Origin of the sequence: Sorangium sp. So ce124, from assembly GCF_051525235.1 — a bacterium.
GTDB lineage: Bacteria > Myxococcota_A > Polyangia > Polyangiales > Polyangiaceae > Sorangium > Sorangium atrum.
The window spans coordinates 10,180,598-10,197,500 of the sequence record NZ_CP150312.1 but is presented as its reverse complement, the minus strand read 5'-3'; the positions used below and the strand labels follow the sequence as shown (position 1 = coordinate 10,197,500).

The window sequence follows — 16,903 nt, the reverse complement described above, 5'->3', positions numbered from 1 at the left end:
GTGGCGCACGACCCCAGCCGCGCAGCTCGTTGAACGAGCTGGCCTCCTGGGGCTTCGCCGTCGGGCCACCGCCGAAGCGGCGCGTCCCGAACAGGGCGCGCTTTCTACGTCCCATCGCCGGGATGCGCAAGAACTTTTTTTGAGGGAGCGCTCGGGCTGCCTGGAGAGTCGCCTCGGGGGCCGGGCAGCCGCAGGCTCGCCGCCCACGGTTCTGGGGCGAGCCGCGACGCTCGCCTCCCCGTCCGCGCCGTCAGTCCAGGAACTGCACGCCTGTCGCTTCGAGCTCGATCTTCGCGACCCGGCCCGTCTGCTTCTCGGCTTCGCCGCGGCAGTTGTCCTTGGCGCCGCACGCGGCGCCTTCCTCGGCCTCGCCCGCGACCATCTTGCCCTGGACGACCGCCCGGTGACCGGAGGCGTCCTTCGGGACGAAGAAGCTGTGGCCCGCCATCTTGATGTGGGCGCTGCCCGACTCGTCGGCGATCTCCATCCAGCAGCCCATCGACTTGCACACGGCCGAGACGACCCCCTCGGTCCGGACTGTCTTTCCGCTGAACTTGCCCGGCTCCTGCAGGAGCGCCGGCAGCGGCGTGGTCGAGCTCTCCGTGATGGGCGCGCCAAACTGCTTCTTCTCGAGCCGCGCGATCCCGGAGGCCGACGCTTGCATCGGCGATGCGCCCTCGGCGGTCGCGGGAGGCGCAGCCCCGGGAGCCGGCTCGGCGTCGGGCTTGCGCTCGGCGGAACAGCCGAGCTGCGCAAGGACCAGGAAGAACAGGGAGGCGATGGGCTTTGCTCGCATGGGGACGAGTTTGCCCGACCCGACGGGCCCCTGCCACCGGCCCAGGGAGCAGTACCCCGGCGGCGGCGGAGCGCGCCCGGCGGCCCGCAGCAGCCGGCGGGGGCGCGAGCGCAGCCGGCGGCTCGGCCGCTCCCAAAAGCCTGCTACAAGGGCGGGCATGCGAACCGCTCGCGCCCGCGTGGGACGAGGCACGGCGGCGTGCGCGGTCGCGCTCGCCTTCGCCTCGACCGCGCACGCCGAGGAGCCCTCGAGCGCCGCGACCTCCGAGGATGCCGCTTCGGCCGAGCAGCCACCGGGACCTCCGCGGCCGCCGCTGCCGCCCGCGCCACCCCGCACCCGCTTGCCGTGGGCCAGGCACATCGAGATCGGCCCGGACATCGCCCTCGTCAACCGGTTCGGCTCGAACGACGCCGCGGGCCAGCCGACGGGGATTCGCCTGAAGCCCGCGGTCGGCGTCGGGGTCCACGCGCGCTGGGAAATCTTCGACTACCTGCGCTTCTCCGCCTTCTTCGTGCACGCCGAGCACGAGCTCGCGCTCCAGACAGGCGCGCTCGCGCAGCCCGGCCCGATCACGGCAGAGCCACGCGAGGACGGCGCGCCCACGGTGCGCTCCCTCGCGCTCGGCGCCCGCCTCGCGCCCACGCTCCCGCTCGGCGAGCGCGCCCGCTCGTGGCTGTCGGTCGGCGTCGGCTACGACCGGTTCGATTTCGACCGCATGCGGGTCTCCGACCCCGGGGGGGAGTTCACCGTCCGCGAGCGCGGCGCCTCGTACGTCGAGATCCCGCTGGGGCTCGGGGTGTCGTTCGACGTCATTCCCCGCTGGCTCACGATCGAGCTGGAGACCTCGGGCGCCTTCGTGCTGGGCCGGGGCGGCGACGTGACCCGGGAAGGCCAGGCCATCGACGCCCAGGGGCGGCGGCGCACCATCGGCGCGCTGCCGCAGACCCGAGGCTCGTTCGTCCAGACCCTCGGGCTCTCCCTCGTGCTGTGATCGCCGCGCCGCGCGCCGAGCTCAGCTGAGGGCCAGCATGCGATCGATCGGGACGCGCGCGCGCTCGCGCAGCTCGGGCGCCATCTCGAGGCGCGGGGCGAGATCGCGCAGCGCGAGATAGACCTTCTCGAGCGTGTTGAGCCGCATGAAGGGGCACTCGTTGCAGGCGCAGTTGCCCTCGGGCGGCCCCTCGATGAACTCCTTCTGCGGCGACGCCTTGCGCATCTGGTGCACGATGCCGCTCTCCGTCGCGACGATGTACTTCCGGGCGTCGTCCGCGGTGGTGTACTTGAGCAGCGCGGTCGTCGAGCCGATGTAATCGGACATGCGCAGGATCGGCTCCTCGCACTCCGGGTGCGCGATGAGCTTCGCGTCCGGGTGGCGCTCGCGCAGCGCGACGATCTTGCGCAGGCTGAAGGTCTCGTGAACGACGCAGCTGCCCTGCCACAGGCGCATCGGGCGGCCCGTCCGCTCGACGAGCCAGCGCCCGAGGTTCTTGTCGGGCGCGAAGAGGATCTCCTGCTCCTCGGGGATCGCGCGGACGATCTTCTCCGCGTTCGACGACGTGCAGATGTAGTCGCTCTCCGCCTTCACCTCGGCGGAGCAGTTGATGTACGAGATCGCGACCGCGCCGGGGTACCGGGCGCGCCAGGCGCGGAAGCGGTCGACGGGGCAGCCGTCGGCGAGCGAGCAGCCCGCCGCGAGATCGGGGACCACGACGATGCGCTCGGGGTTCAGGATCTTCGCCGTCTCGGCCATGAAATGCACGCCGGCGAACAGGATGACGTCCGCGGTCGTCTTCTTCGCCTGCTGGGCCAGCTGCAGCGAGTCTCCGAGGAAGTCTGCGAGATCCTGGATGTCGCCGTCCTGGTAGTAGTGGGCCAGGAGGACGGCGTTCCTCTCCCGCTTCAGGCGGCTGATCTCGTCGTGCAGATCCAGGCGCGGATCGATGGCGGCAGGCTGGGGCGCGGCGCTCGTCATGGCTACCTAAGGTAGGCACCGCGCGGCGCGCTGACCAGGGCCCCGAGCCGCGCGGAGCTCGCGGGCGCTCCACGTCGCATCGCGTATCTCGCGCAGCCCGCGCGGCGCTCGGCGCCCGCCGGCACCCTAGAGCCCGCCGCGTCCGTCGTTGACAACGGCCGGCACCGGTTCACGATCGAGGCCCGCGGTGGGCCTGGGGAGGAGCTCTCGTCGTGGGCGGCCACCCATGTCCCTCCTGATCCCCGTCGCCCTGCTCGCCTTCGTCGTGCCGCTCGTCGTGGCGCTCCTGCGCGCAAATGAGCTATTTTGCGTGCGCGTCGAGGGGCGCAACGTCCGGCTGCTCCGGGGCCGGATGCCGCAGCGGCTGCTCGACGACATCACGGACGTCCTCCGCGCAGCGCCGGTCGGGCGGGGCGCGGTGCGGGTCGTCGTCGAGGACCGGCGCGCCCGGGTCCACGTGGAAGGGGATATCTCTCCCGAGCAGGCTCAGCAGCTGAGGAACACCGTCTCCATGTGGCCGGTTCCGAAGATCCGCGCGGCCCCGAAGCGCCGCGCGGGCGCATGACCCCTCCGCGCCGACATTTCCACCCTAGCGAGTCAGTCCCGCATGGCCGACGACAAACCCCGAGACAATCCGCCGACCTCCAAGCTGGGGCGCCTCGCGCGCCTCGCCGGCCTCGCGCCCCGCACGATCCCGTTCGCCATCGAGGGCGCGAAGCGCGTCCTCGGCGCGACCCGGACCGAGGAGGAGGAGGCCGAAGCGCGGCGGAGGATGGCCCAGGAGGTCAAGAAGACCGCCGAGGCGATGCTGAAGACGCTGGGCGAGATGAAGGGCCTGCCGCTCAAGTTCGGCCAGATGGCGAGCTACATCGACGGGCTCGCGCCGCCGGGATACGAAGAGAAGTTCCAGGCCACGCTGAAGAAGCTGCTCGACAAGGCGCCGCCCCTGTCGCCGGAGGCCGCGGAGCAGATGATCCGCGAGGAGCTCGGCGCCCCGCCCGAGCACGTGTTCGCGGCGTGGGAGCGGGAGCCGTTCGCGGCGGCGAGCATCGGACAGGTGCACCGGGCCACGACGAGGTCGGGGGAGCGGGTCGCGGTGAAGGTGCAGTACCCCGGCATGGACAGGGCCATCGAGAACGACCTGAAGAGCGTCTCGATGCTCGAGGCGATGATGGCGCCCCTCGCCAAGAAGCTGCACGCCCGGCAGACCGTCGACGAGCTCCGCAAGGTCTTCCTGTCCGAGCTCGACTATGCGCGCGAGGCCGAGATGGCGGACCTGTTCCGCCGCATGAACGCCGGGGACGAGGACGTCTACATCCCTCGCATCCACCACAGCCTCACCACGAGGCGCGTCCTCACGCTCGAGCTCGTCGACGGCATGAGCTACGCCGAGTTCTGCGAGCGCGGCAGCCAGGAGGCGAAGAACCGCGCGGGCCTCTCCATCTGGCGCTTCACCTTCCGCTCGATGCTCCGGTACGGCTGGCTCTACGCCGACCCGCACCCGGGCAACTACCGCTTCCACGAGGATGGCCGCGTCACGATCCTCGATTTCGGCTGCGTGAAGCAGCTCCCGCCCGACCTCGTGGAGGGCATGAAGCGCTACATGCGCGCGGCCATGGACGCGGACTGGAAGGAGTTCGACCGGGCGTGCGTGGAGGTGCTCGGCTACGACCCGGCCGACGAGAGCTGGGATCTCTACCGGAGCTACACGATGGAGCTCATGGTCCCGCTGTGCACGCACGGGACCTGGAAGTGCTCCCCGGAGAAGGCGCGCGAGACCGTGGCGTACCTGACCCGCGGCATCCGGGGGCTCGCCCTCAAGGAGGGAGAGAAGATGCCCACCATCCCCCACGTGCCGAAGATGCCGCAGGACTTCACGTTCGTGAATCGCCTGCAGTGGGGGCTCGCGTCCGTGCTGGCGGGGCTCCGGACCGAGGCGGCGTTCCGGCGGACCATCGATCCCTGGGTGCGCGACGGGGTGCACCCTGTCCCCGATTGAGCGAGGATCGCTGGTAGGCTCGTCGGCGCGGAGAGGCGCGCCGAGGTCGCTTCCGCCGCGGCTCTCACCTTGACCTCGATCCCGCACGCTGTGACATTCGATCGGGGCATGGACGACGAGAGGGCGGCCTGCGAAAGGCGCGTAGGAACGACCCTGCGGGGCAAATGGACGATCGATCGCCTCGTCGGGATCGGCGGGATGGCCGCCGTCTATGCCGCGACCCACAAGATCGGGCGGCGCGAGGCGATCAAGATCCTCCACCCCGAGGTGGCGCGCTCGAAGGACCTGCGCGCCCGGTTCGAGCGCGAGGCGCAGGCCGTCAATCGGTTCCAGCACCCCGGCGTCGTCGAGATCCGCGACATCGACGTGACCGAGGACGGCGCGCCGTTCCTCGTGATGGAGCTCCTCGACGGCGAGTCGCTCGCCGACCGGCTCCAGCGGCTCGGCAACATCGATATGGGGGAGATGCTGCGGCTCATGGATGAGCTGCTCGACGTGCTCGGAGCCGCGCACGGGCAGGGGATCATCCACCGCGACATCAAGCTCGACAACCTCTTCGTCGAGAAGACCGGGCGCCTCAAGGTGCTCGACTTCGGCATCGCGCGCATGCGCGACGGCGTGAAGACGGCGATGCGGACCCGGACGGGCGCGACGCTCGGGACCGTGTCGTACATGGCCCCGGAGCAGGTGCGCGGCATCTCGGTCGACCACAGGGCGGACCTCTTCGCCGTCGGCGCGACCATGTTCCGGGTGATCGCGAAGCGGCGCATCCACGAGGCGCGCACGGAGTCCGAGCTGCTCGTGAAGATGGCGACCATGGCGGCGCCGCCGCTCGCGAGCGTCGCGCCGGAGACGCCGCACGGGCTGTGCCTCGTCGTGGACCGGGCGCTCGCGTTCGATCGCGACCGGCGCTACCCGGACGCCCGCACGATGCAGGCCGACGTGCGCGCGCTCCTGCATGGAGCGGCGCCGCCGCACGCGTCGGCGCGCCTCGCGGCGGGCGACGTGCCGTCGGCGGGCGCGCCGCAGCTCTCCCCGATGCTCCTGGCGGCGGCCGCCTCGTCGGACGCGCAGGCCGAGCCTCCGCCGCGGCCCGCGGCCCCGTCGGGCGCGAGGTGGAACGAGATGGGCTCGGCGCCCGCGATCGGATCGGAGCTCGGTCCAGGCAACAGCGGGGCGTCCTCGTGGGAGGCCGCCACGATGGCGGCGCACGGAGCTCCGCGCGGGAGCGCCATGGATGCGGCCCAGGCGCACGGAGGCCACCCCGGCATGGCGCAGGCCGTCCCCGGCGCTCCGAATGGACCGCCGTCGGCCCTGTACAACACCGGAGCCGGCCACGCCGGAGCGCACGGCGCGCCCCACAGCGCGCCCGTCTCGCTCCACAGCACTGGCTCGGGCCTGCACAACGCCGGCCCGGCCTACGGCGCGCCCGCCCCGGCGCACGGCGCCAGCGCGCCCCACAGCGCGCCTGCCTCGCTCCACAACACAGGCTCGGGTCTGCACAACGTCGGCCCGGCCTACGGCGCGCCCGCCTCGGCGCACGGCGCCAGCGCGCCCCACAGCGCACCGGTCTCGCTCCACAACACAGGCTCGGGCCTGCACAACACCGGACCGGCCTACGGCGCGCTCGCCCCGGCGCACGGCGCCAGCGCGCCCCACGGCCCGCCTGCCTCGCTCCACAACACAGGCTCGGGCCTGCACAACACCGGACCGGCCTACGGCGCGCCCGCCTCGCGGCACAGCGCCGGCGTGCCGCACGGCGCGCCCGCCTCGCTCCACAACACAGGCTCGTCGCTGCACAACACAGGCTCGGCCTACGGCGCGCCCGCGCCGCAGCACAGCGCCAGCGCGCCCTACGGCGAGCAGCCGGCCGCCGCGTGGGCGCCGCGCCACGCTCAGCCGAGGCTGCCGCCGAAGCTCGTGATCCCGCTCGCGCTCGGCGGCGTGGCGCTCGTGATCGTGAGCGTGCTCGCGGTCTGGATGGCGCTCCGCGACGAATCCCAGAACGACGCGGTCCGGCACGATCTGCTGCCGGCCCAGAGCGCGAGCGCCGGGCCGACCCAGCTCTCCCCGTCGTCGGAGAGCACCGACGAATCGCGGAGCAACGCGAACGAGCCAGGAGCGCGGAGCAACACGAACGAGCCAGGAGCGCGGAGCAACGCGAACGAGCCAGAGACGATGCGCCCGGACGCGCCGAACGCTCCGGCGAGCGCGCCGCCCGCGAGCACGTTCATCATCGACTTGACCAAGAAGAAGCAGCGGACGAGAAAATCACGCCAGGACTGAAGCCAGATCGCCGAACATGGAGCTCCGCCCCCTCATGGTGACGAGGACAACCCCGCGCGCGCGATCGATGCTCGTCGGGTCTGCGCTGGTGCTCACGCTCTCGGGAGCGTGCTCGGACCCGGTGCCGATCGGCCCACGTCCCGACGCCGGCGGCGACGGTGGAGGCGGCGACGGTGGAGGCGCGCCGCTCTGCAGCGTCGGCGACGTGCAGCCCTGCTATCCCGGCCCGGCAGACACCGAGGGTGTCGGCGTGTGCGCGGCGGGCGTGCGGAGGTGCCAGCCAGACGGCCAGAGCTTCGGCGAGTGCGAAGGCGCCGTGGTCCCGAGGCCCGAGGACTGCAGCACCACCGTGGACGACGACTGCGACGGCGCGACGAACGAGCCCGACGCAGGGTGCGTGTGCACCCCGGGCCAGATCAAGACTTGCTACAGCGGCCCCGAGGGGACGAGCGGCGTGGGGCTCTGCGCGGTGGGGCTGCAGATGTGCGACCTCTCGGGCACGTCATGGCGGCCGTGCGGCGGCCAGGTCACCCCGCAACGAGAGACATGCACGGACGACACCGACGAGGACTGCGACGGCTTCGCCTGCAGCACGCCGCTCTGGGGCGCCCTCTACGGTGACCAGAACACCCAGAGCGCGACCAGCGTCGGCGTCGACGCGCAGGGAAACATCTATATCGGCGGCACCTTCTCGGGGACCATCAACCTGACCGGCAAGGAGACGGGCGCCCTCGTCAGCATCGGCACCTCCGACGCGTACGTCGCGAGCTTCGACCCCTCCGGACAGCACCGCTGGAGCGTGAGGTTCGGCGGCAGCGGCGCCGAGACGCTCAACGGGCTCGCGGTGACGCCCGAGGGCAACCTCGTGCTCGGCGGGACGTTCTACGGCTCGTTCACGTTCGGCGGCACGACGCTGAGCAGCGTCAACGCGCTCGACACCTTCGTGGTCACGATGAGCGGAGAGAAGGGCGAGCAAGGCTGGGCTCGCCAGCTCGGCGACGCGGCGGATCAGACGCTGCGCTCGATCGCGGTGGACCCCGCCGGAAGCATCGTGATCGCCGGCTACTTCAGCGGATCGTTGCTCTGCGCGGCGTCGCCCGTCCCGGGCGGCAACCCGATCTGCGCCACCAGCGCGGGCGGCACCGACATCTTCGTGCGGAAGTACGATCCGCTCGGCGCCGTCGTGTGGACGAGGATCTACGGAGACGACAAGAACCAGTTCGCGACCAGCGCCGCCGTCGGCAACGACGGCAGCGTGTTCGTCACGGGCCGGTACAACGGCACCCTGACCGTCGGCTCCCGGCAGGTGAAGAACACCGGGCTCGGGCCGAACCTGTTCGTCCTGAAGCTCGACAGCGGCGGGAATGGCGTCTGGCTCTCGGACTATGGAGACACGGCGTCGCAGGCGGGCACCGGGATCGCCGTCGCTCCCTCGGGCGCGGTGCTCGTGACCGGGACGTACATGGGCGAGCTCAACTTCGGACCGGCCGGCACGCTCCCCGCCAACGATGTGCAGACGGCGTTCGTGGCGTCGCTCGCCCCCGACGGCGTGCCCGTGTGGGCGCGGTGGTTCGCCGGAGACGGCACGCAGGAGAGCACGTCGATCGCCACGGACGCGGAGAACGCCGTGGTGGTGACCGGCTCGGTCCAGGGCGTCGTCGACCTCGGCGGCGGGCCGCTGCCCGGCGGCGGCGGCTTCGACGCCTTCGTGGCGAAGCTCGACCCCGATGGCAACCACCTCTGGGGGAAGGTGCTCGGCGCCGCCGGCAACCAGAAGTCGAACGCGGCGGCCATCGCGCCGAGCACGAAGGTCATCGCGCTCTCTGGCACCGCCGAGGGGAAGATCGACTTCGGCCTCGGCGAGCACGCGGCGAACGGCACCGACGCGTTCGTCGTGCTCCTGTCGCCGTAGACCGGAGCCGCCGCCCCGGTCACGGGGCGCCGCGAGCGCCCGCAGGGACGAGGTCGACGCGGCCGAGCTCCTCGTTGGTCGCCGCGATGGCGGCGCGGATCGGCTCGCCGACGCCGTAGCGACGGCTCGCGCCGACCAGCGCCTGGGCGGCGACGTCGATCCGATAAGGGCCGCCCGGCAGCGCCTCCAGCGCGATCGTGCCCGTCGCGCCGGACTCGACCATCTGGACGACGAGGCCGAACGGCTTGATGGAAACGATGTTGCCCTCGATCTCCTCGCCGACGCGGGAGGCGAACAGGCGCGCCACGAGCATGCGGTGCCGCTCCGTCTCGGCCTTGGCGGCGCTGCGCGCGCGCGCGTTCAGGTGGTGGGCGAGCGACGCGAGCGCCTCGGCGTCGACGCGCTGGTCGCGGTGGCCCTGGAGGTAGCGCTTGACCACGCGGTGCACCGCGAGGTCGGCGTAGCGGCGGATCGGGGACGTGAAGTGCAGGTACAGCGGGGCGCCGAGCCCGAAATGCAGGCCTCCGGCGGCCGTGTACCGGGCAGGGCCGAGCGCCTTGCCGAGCACGGTGCGGATGCCCGGCGCGAGCTCGGAGCCCCTGTACTGCGCCTCGAACGCCGCGAGGCCGAGGGGGCTCAGGCGCGCGCCGAAGCCGGCCTCGACGCCGAAGTTGTGCGCGAACTGCTCGAGCGCGCGGATGCGATCCTCGGTCGGCTCGTCATGGACACGAAAGACGCAGGGGAGCCCGCGCGCCACGAGCCAGCTGGCCACGGCCTCGTTCGCCGCCACCATCAGCCGCTCGATGAGGCGGTGCGCGCCCGTGTCGGAGCGCGGCGAGACGCCGGTCGGCTCGCGCGTCTCGGCGTCCAGCGTCACGTACGCCTCCTCGCGATCGAGCTCGACGCCGCCGCGCGCCGCGCGGACCGTCGACAGCCGCGCGGCCGCGGTGCGGAGCCAGCGCACGACCGGCCGGGCCGCCTCGGGGATGCCGGCGGAGCGGCCCGTCGTCAGGAACTCCTCGACGGCGTCGTACGAGAGGCGGGCGTGCGAGCGGATCACGCTCTCGTGGAGGTCGATCGACCGGATGCCCCCCTCGGGGTCGATGCGCAGCTCGACCGTGACCGCGAGCCGATCGACCCCCGGGAGCAGGCTCGCCGCCTCGCTGGAGATCGCGTCGGGGAGCATCGGGATGACGCGGCCGGCCAGGTAGACGCTCGTGCCCCGGGCGCGGGCCTCGAGATCGAGCGGCGAGCCCTCGGGGACGAACGCGTCCACGTCGGCGATCGAGACGAGGACGCGGAGCGCCCCGTCGGGCCCGGCGGGCAGCACGGAGACGGCGTCGTCGATGTCCGTGGTGACGGGCGCGTCGATCGTGACGGTGATGACGTCGCGCAGATCGCGGCGGCCGCGCGCGAGCTCGCGCTCGACCGACACCGCCGCCACCGACGCGCGCGACGCCTCGAGGACCTCGCCCGGGAACACGGCGCGCACGCCGTTGCGGGCGAGGCAACGCTCGATGCCGAGGTCGGCGCTCGACGAGACGACGCGCGCCGGGACGACCGCCGCGCCCTCGATGACGGCGACCACCGCGGCGCCCTCGGGGAGGTCGTCGGCGCTGCCTGGCTTGAACGGCCAGTCCGTGTTGGAGACGAGGCGATCGACCCGGAGGTGCGGCCGCTTCGCGTGCGATACGACCGTCCCGAAGAGCTCGGCGCGATCGCGCTGGACGAGGGCGAGCTGCGACGCGCTGAAGCGGCCCGGCTCCGCCTCGACGACCACCGCGTCGACGACGTCGCCGTCGAGGAACGGGTTCAGATCGGGCGGCGCGATGAAGGCGGTCGCCGAGCCGAGGGCAGCCCAGCCCGGCCTGCCCGGCCCCCCCGCCTTCTCCGGAGAGGCCTCGATGTTCAGGAACCCGAAGCCACGGGGGTTGACCGAGATGCGTCCACGAACGGGTGCGTGCATAGGCGCGGAAGGTACGCCAGATCCCGGCGCGTTCGAGCACAAGCTGCCCGCCGAGCCCGCATTGATGTCACAGAATTATTGCAACACGGTAAACAAGCAGCGGCGCGACGCCGTGGCCTCGCGCGCTGCATGCCGAGATGCGCTCGGGGCCCAGGGTGCCTCGCGCTGCGCTGCGACGACGTGCGGGCGGCTTCGCGGTTCCACGTGCACCGGGACCCGCTGCGTGGGCGCGACGCCACGGCAAAAGTGCCTCCGTGGACGGTCCGCGGCGCCGGATCGGCTTATACTCGGCACATCGTGGAAGACGCAGGGGACATCATCGAGCTAGCGCGTGTGATGCCTCGGGACCGCTTCGTCCGCCAGGTGACGAACCTGCTCCTCGTGGTGTCCGAGGCCGGTCCGGACAACCAGCAGATCGCATTCCGGACGGTCGCCGCATCGCCGGCGGCGCACCGGAAGCCGCCGCCTCCGCCCGGTCCAGCGAGCGAGGTGTTCCAGCTCGTCAAGGCAAAGGGCAATCCCTACCTCGACCAGATCTCGGTGGGCCGCACGCGCAATTGCGACGTGGTGCTGCGCCACCCCTCGGTGTCCAAGCTGCACGCGCACTTCCGGCGGAATGAGCAGGGGCAGCTCGTGCTCATCGACAACGGCTCGCAGAACGGGACACGCGTGAACGGCAAGGTGCTCTCCGAGAGCGAGCCGCAGGAGGTCGCGGTGGGCGACGTGATCCAGTTCGGCCGGCTCACGACGTCGCTGCTCGATGCGGCGGCCCTCTTCGACCTCGTGCGCGAGCAGGCGCGCCTCGCGAGGGATCAGGCGAACCGGTGAGCGCCGCGCGCGGCGGCGCTCAGAACCGGTATCCCACGGAGACGTTCGGAAAGAACATCGTGAACGTGCCGTGGGCGAGCTCCTCGAACACGACCTTCTTGCCCGGCGCGCAGTCGACCGTGGGGTGCGCCGGGTCGCACTCGGCGGCCCCGACCACGTAGGTGTTGCCCGTCTCGAGCGGCGGGCCGTCGACGAGGAAGAAGCCGACGCCGAGGCCCGCGCTGGCGCTGAAGCGCCCGAGCTTCAGCCGCAGCCTCAGCTCGGGCATCGCGAACGGGGCGGCGGCGCGGACGGCCCTGCCCGCGTTCTGCACGGCCACGCCGACAGTCCTCTCCGCGTCGGACGCCGTGCCGGTCACCTCGTCGCTCATCTCGGCCAGCACCACGCCGAGCCCGAGCGCGCCGCCGACGTCGAGCCACGACGACAGCCCGTAGTAATAGCTGCCGCCGACGATCACCGTCACGCCGGCCATGCCGATGTCGTCGTGAAAGCTGTAGCGGATGGGGAGCCTGCCGTTGCCCCCGCCCGGAGCGGCGTACGTCGCGTCGAGCGAGCGATCGAGCGTCGTGCGGAGGCTCAGGTACCCGGCCGTGAGCTCGATGGCGGCGCCGATCGGGAACTGGTAGCTGCCGCGCACGCCGGCCAGGACGCCGGACGGGCGCGAGATGCCCGAGCAGCTGTAGCTCTCGCAGCTCCGCTCGGCGTCGCTCTCGAGGGACGAGGCGAAGGCATAACCACCGGTCGCCTCCAGCCGGAAGACGCCGACCCTCCGACCCCAGCGCGGGTGCGCGTCGTCGATGGCGAGCGGCAGGACGATGTCGCCCGTCGTCGTCCTGTCGACGGTCGCGCGGAGCGTGCGCGCGAAATAGCCCGGCTCATGCGCCTCGAAGGTGTGGCGCCCGAGCGGCAGCGCCCCGCGCCACTGCCCCTTGCCGACCGGGACGCCGTTGATGGTCAGCTCCGCGCTCAGCGGCTGGGCGACGACGCGGACTTCCTCGCCGAGCGGCCCCGCCTCGACCGTGGCAACGGCGAGCTGCCCAGCGATGACGCTCGCCTCGCGGGGCGCAGAGCCGAAATTGCCCTTGCGCACCGAGTAGAAATGCGGGCCAGGCGCGAGCGCGCCCTCCCACGGCAGCTGGCCGATCAGCGCGCCGTCGATGGTGAGATCGGCGCCGACGAGCCGCTCGTCCTCGATCTTCAGCCGGCCCGTGCTCGCGAGAGGATCGAGCTTCGCGTCCACCGACGTGGTCTCGGCGACGCGGACGGTCAGGATCCGCTCGAACGTGTGCCAGCCGTCCTTGACGACGCGGAGCGTGTGATCCCCGGGGAGCAGCCGGACCGGGCCGGCGAGGGGGAGCCGGCCGCGCGACCTCCCGTCGATGAGCACCAGGCCGTCGACGTTCGACGAGACGACGACGCTGCCGATCCGCGCTCGCAGCGTGGCGATCGCGGACGCGACGCTCCGGCGCTCCGGCTCGCCGAGCTCCGCGCGGAGCTCCGTGAGCAGCGTCTCGTAGAGCTCGAGCGCCTCGTCATAACGCCCGAGCTGATCGAGACAGAACGCGGCGTTGAGGGTGTTGGGCACCGACGCGACGACCTGGCGCGATCTCAGGTAGAGCTCGAGCGCGCGCTGGAAGTCGCCGATCTTTCGCAGCTCGTTCCCTTCTTGAAAGAGCGCCTTGGCCCTGGCGAGCGCCTCGTCGGTCGACGTGGGCGACGCGGGCGCTGAGGCAGGCGGCTCGGGTGGCGCGCCCGGGACAGCCGCTGGCGGGGGCTGCGCGCGGGCCGGAGACGCAAGCGCCGCGCTCGCCACGGCGAGCGCGCACGCCGCAAGGCAGCGCCGCAGGGCGCGACGGGCGCGCGACATCGGTCTCACCACCGGTCGACCGGCACCACCGCGGTCGGAGCCGGCGGAGCCGCAGGCGCCCCCGTGGCGGAGGGCGTGGCAGGGTCCGCCATGGGAAGAGCGCCGCGCGGGGCGCGGGTCTTCCTGTCACGGCGCGGGGCAGGCTCGGAGGCCGCGACCGACGCAGAAGCCGGCGCGGGCGGCTGGAGATCGATGCGATCGGGGCGGATCGTGCCGTCGCTCAGCATGAACACCGTCCCCTTCGTGGTCGCTTCGCCGCGGGTCACCTCGATCTCGAACGTGTCGCCGGCGTTGCCCGTCAGGTCGAGCCGGCCATCGTTCACCGAGCGCGCCGCGCCGTTGACCCGCGCCGTCGCATCCTTCGGGAGCGTCACGACGGCGGTGAAGGACGCAGGCGCCGGCGCAGGCGCAGGCGCAGCCGCGACGGGCAGCGCGGGCTCGCTCGGCGCGGCTGGCGACGCGCCCCGCTCGTCGCCCGTCGAGGCGCGCAGCGCGAGGCCGCCGCCGAGCGCGACCAGGGCGGCCACCGTGACCGCCGCCCCGACGAAGCGCCGCCGTGTCGCGCCGGAAGGCGCGTTCACCGCGGTGAAGGAGCTGCCGCCGATGGAGCGCTCCTCCCCCTCGACCGATCGCGAGAGCCTGGACTCCTCGCGCAGCGCGGAGATCGGGGTGGCGCCGGCGCGCCGCTCGGGGTCGATGCCCCGCAGCTGCTCCAGCGTGACGGCGCCGGAGCCCTCCGCGTGCGGCTCGAGCGCGGCGATGAGCTCCTCCATGCTCTGCCAGCGCTCCGCAGGATCCCGCTGGAGGCCACGGTGCACGACGGCCGCGAGCGCCGGGGAGACCCACGGCGCGGCCCCGGAGAGCGGCGGCACGCGCTCGGTGCAGATCGCGAGCAGGAGCTCGGCGAGCGAGGCGTCGGGATCCCAGGGGCAGCTCCCGCAGAGCGCCTGGTAGAGCGAGACCGAGAGGCTCCAGATGTCGGAGCGGTGATCGACGTCCTTCGCCATCTTCGCCTGCTCGGGAGACATGTAGATGGGCGATCCGAGCACGCCGCCGGCGCGCGTGAGCTCGTGCGAGACGCCGTCCCCCGTGCGCTTCGCGATGCCGAAATCGCACACCTTGACCACGATCCTGCGATCGCTCGACGACGGCGGGCGGATGGAGCCGGACGGGCGCCGCCCCGACGGCGGCGGGCGGACCGAGCCGGACGAGCGCCGGACCGACGGCGGCCCCGCGGCGAGCGAGCCGCGCTGGGTGGACGGCGGCGCCGACGCGAGCGGGCCGCGCCGGGTCGACGGCGGCGCCGACGCGAGCGGGCCGCGCCGGGTGGACGGCGGCGCGATCGAGGTCGACGGGCGCTGGGCCGCGCCCTCGAACGGCGCGTGCAGGAAGAGGTTCGCCGGCTTGATGTCCCGGTGCACGATCCCCTCGGCGTGCGCGGCCGCGAGCCCGCGCGCGGCCTGGATGAACACGCGCACGACGGGCTCCGGCTCCAGCGGCCCGCGCATCCTGAGGAGCTTGGCCAGGTCGACGCCGTGCAGGAGCTCCATGACGATGAACGGCGTCGCGAGCGTGAGGTCCATGCCGAGCTCGAACGTCTTGACCACGTGTGGGCTCTGGATCGCGGTCACCGCGCGCGCCTCGCGGATGAAGCGGCGCACGGCGTGGTCGTCCTGCCCGACGGCGCTCTTGAAGATGACCTTGGCCGCCACCCGCCGCCCTTCGGGCGACTCCGCCTCGTAGACGGCGCCCATCCCGCCGCGCCCGATCAGCCGGCGCACCGCGTACCGGCCGCCGAGCTCGCGGCCGACCAGCGGATCGGTCTCGGCGCCGGCGCGCTCTGCGATGGCCTCGCGCAGCTCGGGATCGAGCGGCGTCAGCATGTCGATGGTGATGCTCTCCTCGCTGCCCGACGCGGCGCGCAGCGCCTCGGCGAACGCCTCGATCGACGGGTAGCGCCGGTCCACGTCGCTGTGCAGCGCGAGCGAGAGGGCGGTCGCGAGGCGCGCCTCGATCCACGGGGCGCGGTCCTGGATCGACGGGAACTGCGCCAGGGACGGCGCCGGCGCGTCCGCCGCCGTGTCCGTCGGGCCGAGCTCGGCGGTGTCCGCCGTGACGTCGAGCTCGGCCCACGGCGAAACGCCGCAGAGCATCTCGTAGAGCGTCGCCGCGAGGCCGAACACGTCGCCCCGCACGTCCGCGGAGCGGTCCCGCGGCCCCGACTCCTCGCGCAGAGGACCGGTGCTCCTCGCCGCCTTGCCGGGGGCGGAGGTGGCCGTGTCACAGCCCTTCGAGAGCCCGAAGCCAAAGACGCGGACGAGGATCTCTCCGCTCGCGAGGTGCTCCAGGAAGATGCGCGGCGGCCGCACGTCGCGGTAGACGAGGCCCGCGGCGTGCCCCGCCGAGAGCCCCGCGGCGGCCTGGAGCGCGATCCGCACGGCGACCTCGGGCGCGAGCGGCCCCGTCTCGGCGAGCAGGGCGGCGACGTCGGTCCCGTCGAGCAGCGGCATCACGAGGTAGGCGAGATCGCGCTCGAGGTCGTGGCCGGCATCGACGATCGGGACGACATGCGCGTTGTCGAGCTTCGCGGTGACGCTCGCCTCGCGGGTGAGCCGTGAGAGCGTGTCCTCGGTGACGACCTCGGGCCGCAAGACCTTCAGCGCGACGCGGCGACCCGAGGGGCCCCGGGCCTCGAACACGACACCGAAGCCCTGCGCGGAGAGGACGCGGACGATCCGATATCCGCCGGTGAGCGCGCCCCCCACGAGCGCCGTCGGATCCGCCAGAGGTGCTGTCCGGCCCATGTCCTCAAGCATACGACGGCCCATCGCGCCCCACAAAGCATGAGTGCCACGCGACCTCGGAGGCGCGCTGGGCGCGGGCGCCGCACCGCCGCGGAGCGCCGGCCACGCACCTACAACGACGCCACGCGCGGCGCCGCGCGGCGCGACCGCCGAATGTAGGCGCGACAACCGCAGATAATGCGATGAACGGACCGCCGTATACGCAAGAACACGCGGGGACACGCGAGGACACGCAAGAACACGGGGGGATACGCGGGTATACGCAAGAACACGCGGGGACACGCAAGAACACGGGAGGACACGCAGTAAGCCCTTTGAATCATGGAATATTTATCTAATTTGTCTTGCCGACCGGAAGCTCGCGAGTTTAGATTCCCATCATCCGATTCACAGCCGCTCGATCAGGATCTGAGCAGGACTGGTTGATCTCAAGCGCGCACCCCGATGTGCGCCTCCCCCGCCGGGGGAGCTGG

11 protein-coding genes are annotated in these 16,903 nt (G+C 72.6%); 6 read left to right on the top strand and 5 right to left on the bottom strand.

Features of this window, described 5'->3' with window-relative positions:
- Window positions 1-250: 250 nt before the first annotated feature.
- Window positions 251-796: a DUF4920 domain-containing protein gene (locus WMF19_RS38325; protein WP_272102681.1), complete on the bottom strand. Its 546-nt coding sequence runs from the start codon at window positions 794-796 to the stop codon at window positions 251-253.
- Between the two features lie 157 nt (window positions 797-953).
- On the opposite strand from WMF19_RS38325, the gene WMF19_RS38320 reads away from it, so the two are divergent.
- Window positions 954-1,787, top strand: coding sequence for a hypothetical protein (locus WMF19_RS38320; RefSeq protein ID WP_437894900.1), 834 nt, complete (start codon window positions 954-956; stop codon window positions 1,785-1,787).
- A gap of 21 nt (window positions 1,788-1,808) precedes the next feature.
- Here the strand turns inward: WMF19_RS38320 and nadA are convergent, their stop codons facing one another.
- On the bottom strand, window positions 1,809-2,768 hold the full coding sequence (gene nadA / locus WMF19_RS38315; RefSeq protein WP_437894899.1) for a quinolinate synthase NadA: 960 nt from the start codon (window positions 2,766-2,768) through the stop codon (window positions 1,809-1,811).
- 226 nt (window positions 2,769-2,994) lie between these two features.
- On the opposite strand from nadA, the gene WMF19_RS38310 reads away from it, so the two are divergent.
- The 4 genes from WMF19_RS38310 to WMF19_RS38295 all read left to right on the top strand — a co-directional run bounded on the left by WMF19_RS38310 (window position 2,995) and on the right by WMF19_RS38295 (window position 8,965).
- Window positions 2,995-3,333, top strand: a complete 339-nt coding sequence (locus WMF19_RS38310) for a DUF3634 family protein (protein WP_437894898.1) — start codon at window positions 2,995-2,997, stop codon at window positions 3,331-3,333.
- A 42-nt stretch (window positions 3,334-3,375) separates the two neighbouring features.
- Entirely contained in the window at window positions 3,376-4,767 is a 1,392-nt protein-coding gene (locus WMF19_RS38305; RefSeq protein WP_437325228.1) for an ABC1 kinase family protein, read from the top strand.
- 108 nt (window positions 4,768-4,875) lie between these two features.
- The gene (locus WMF19_RS38300; RefSeq protein WP_437894897.1) at window positions 4,876-7,053 is read left to right on the top strand and encodes a protein kinase domain-containing protein; all 2,178 of its coding nucleotides are present in this window, start codon (window positions 4,876-4,878) and stop codon (window positions 7,051-7,053) included.
- A 34-nt stretch (window positions 7,054-7,087) separates the two neighbouring features.
- A complete protein-coding gene (locus WMF19_RS38295; RefSeq protein WP_437894896.1) occupies window positions 7,088-8,965 on the top strand; it encodes a hypothetical protein in 1,878 nt (625 codons plus the stop codon).
- Between the two features lie 19 nt (window positions 8,966-8,984).
- Here WMF19_RS38295 and WMF19_RS38290 read toward each other — a convergent pair whose 3' ends face one another.
- On the bottom strand, window positions 8,985-10,931 hold the full coding sequence (locus WMF19_RS38290) for a ribonuclease R family protein (protein ID WP_437894895.1): 1,947 nt from the start codon (window positions 10,929-10,931) through the stop codon (window positions 8,985-8,987).
- Between the two features lie 336 nt (window positions 10,932-11,267).
- Between WMF19_RS38290 and WMF19_RS38285 the strand changes: the two genes are divergently transcribed.
- Complete coding sequence (locus tag WMF19_RS38285) at window positions 11,268-11,759, top strand: FHA domain-containing protein (RefSeq protein ID WP_437894894.1); 492 nt, start codon at window positions 11,268-11,270, stop codon at window positions 11,757-11,759.
- Window positions 11,760-11,778: 19 nt separating this feature from the next.
- Here the strand turns inward: WMF19_RS38285 and WMF19_RS38280 are convergent, their stop codons facing one another.
- On the bottom strand, window positions 11,779-13,626 hold the full coding sequence (locus WMF19_RS38280) for a PEGA domain-containing protein (protein WP_437894893.1): 1,848 nt from the start codon (window positions 13,624-13,626) through the stop codon (window positions 11,779-11,781).
- 5 nt (window positions 13,627-13,631) lie between these two features.
- Window positions 13,632-16,430: a protein kinase domain-containing protein gene (locus tag WMF19_RS38275; RefSeq protein WP_437894892.1), complete on the bottom strand. Its 2,799-nt coding sequence runs from the start codon at window positions 16,428-16,430 to the stop codon at window positions 13,632-13,634.
- Window positions 16,431-16,903 lie beyond the last annotated feature (473 nt).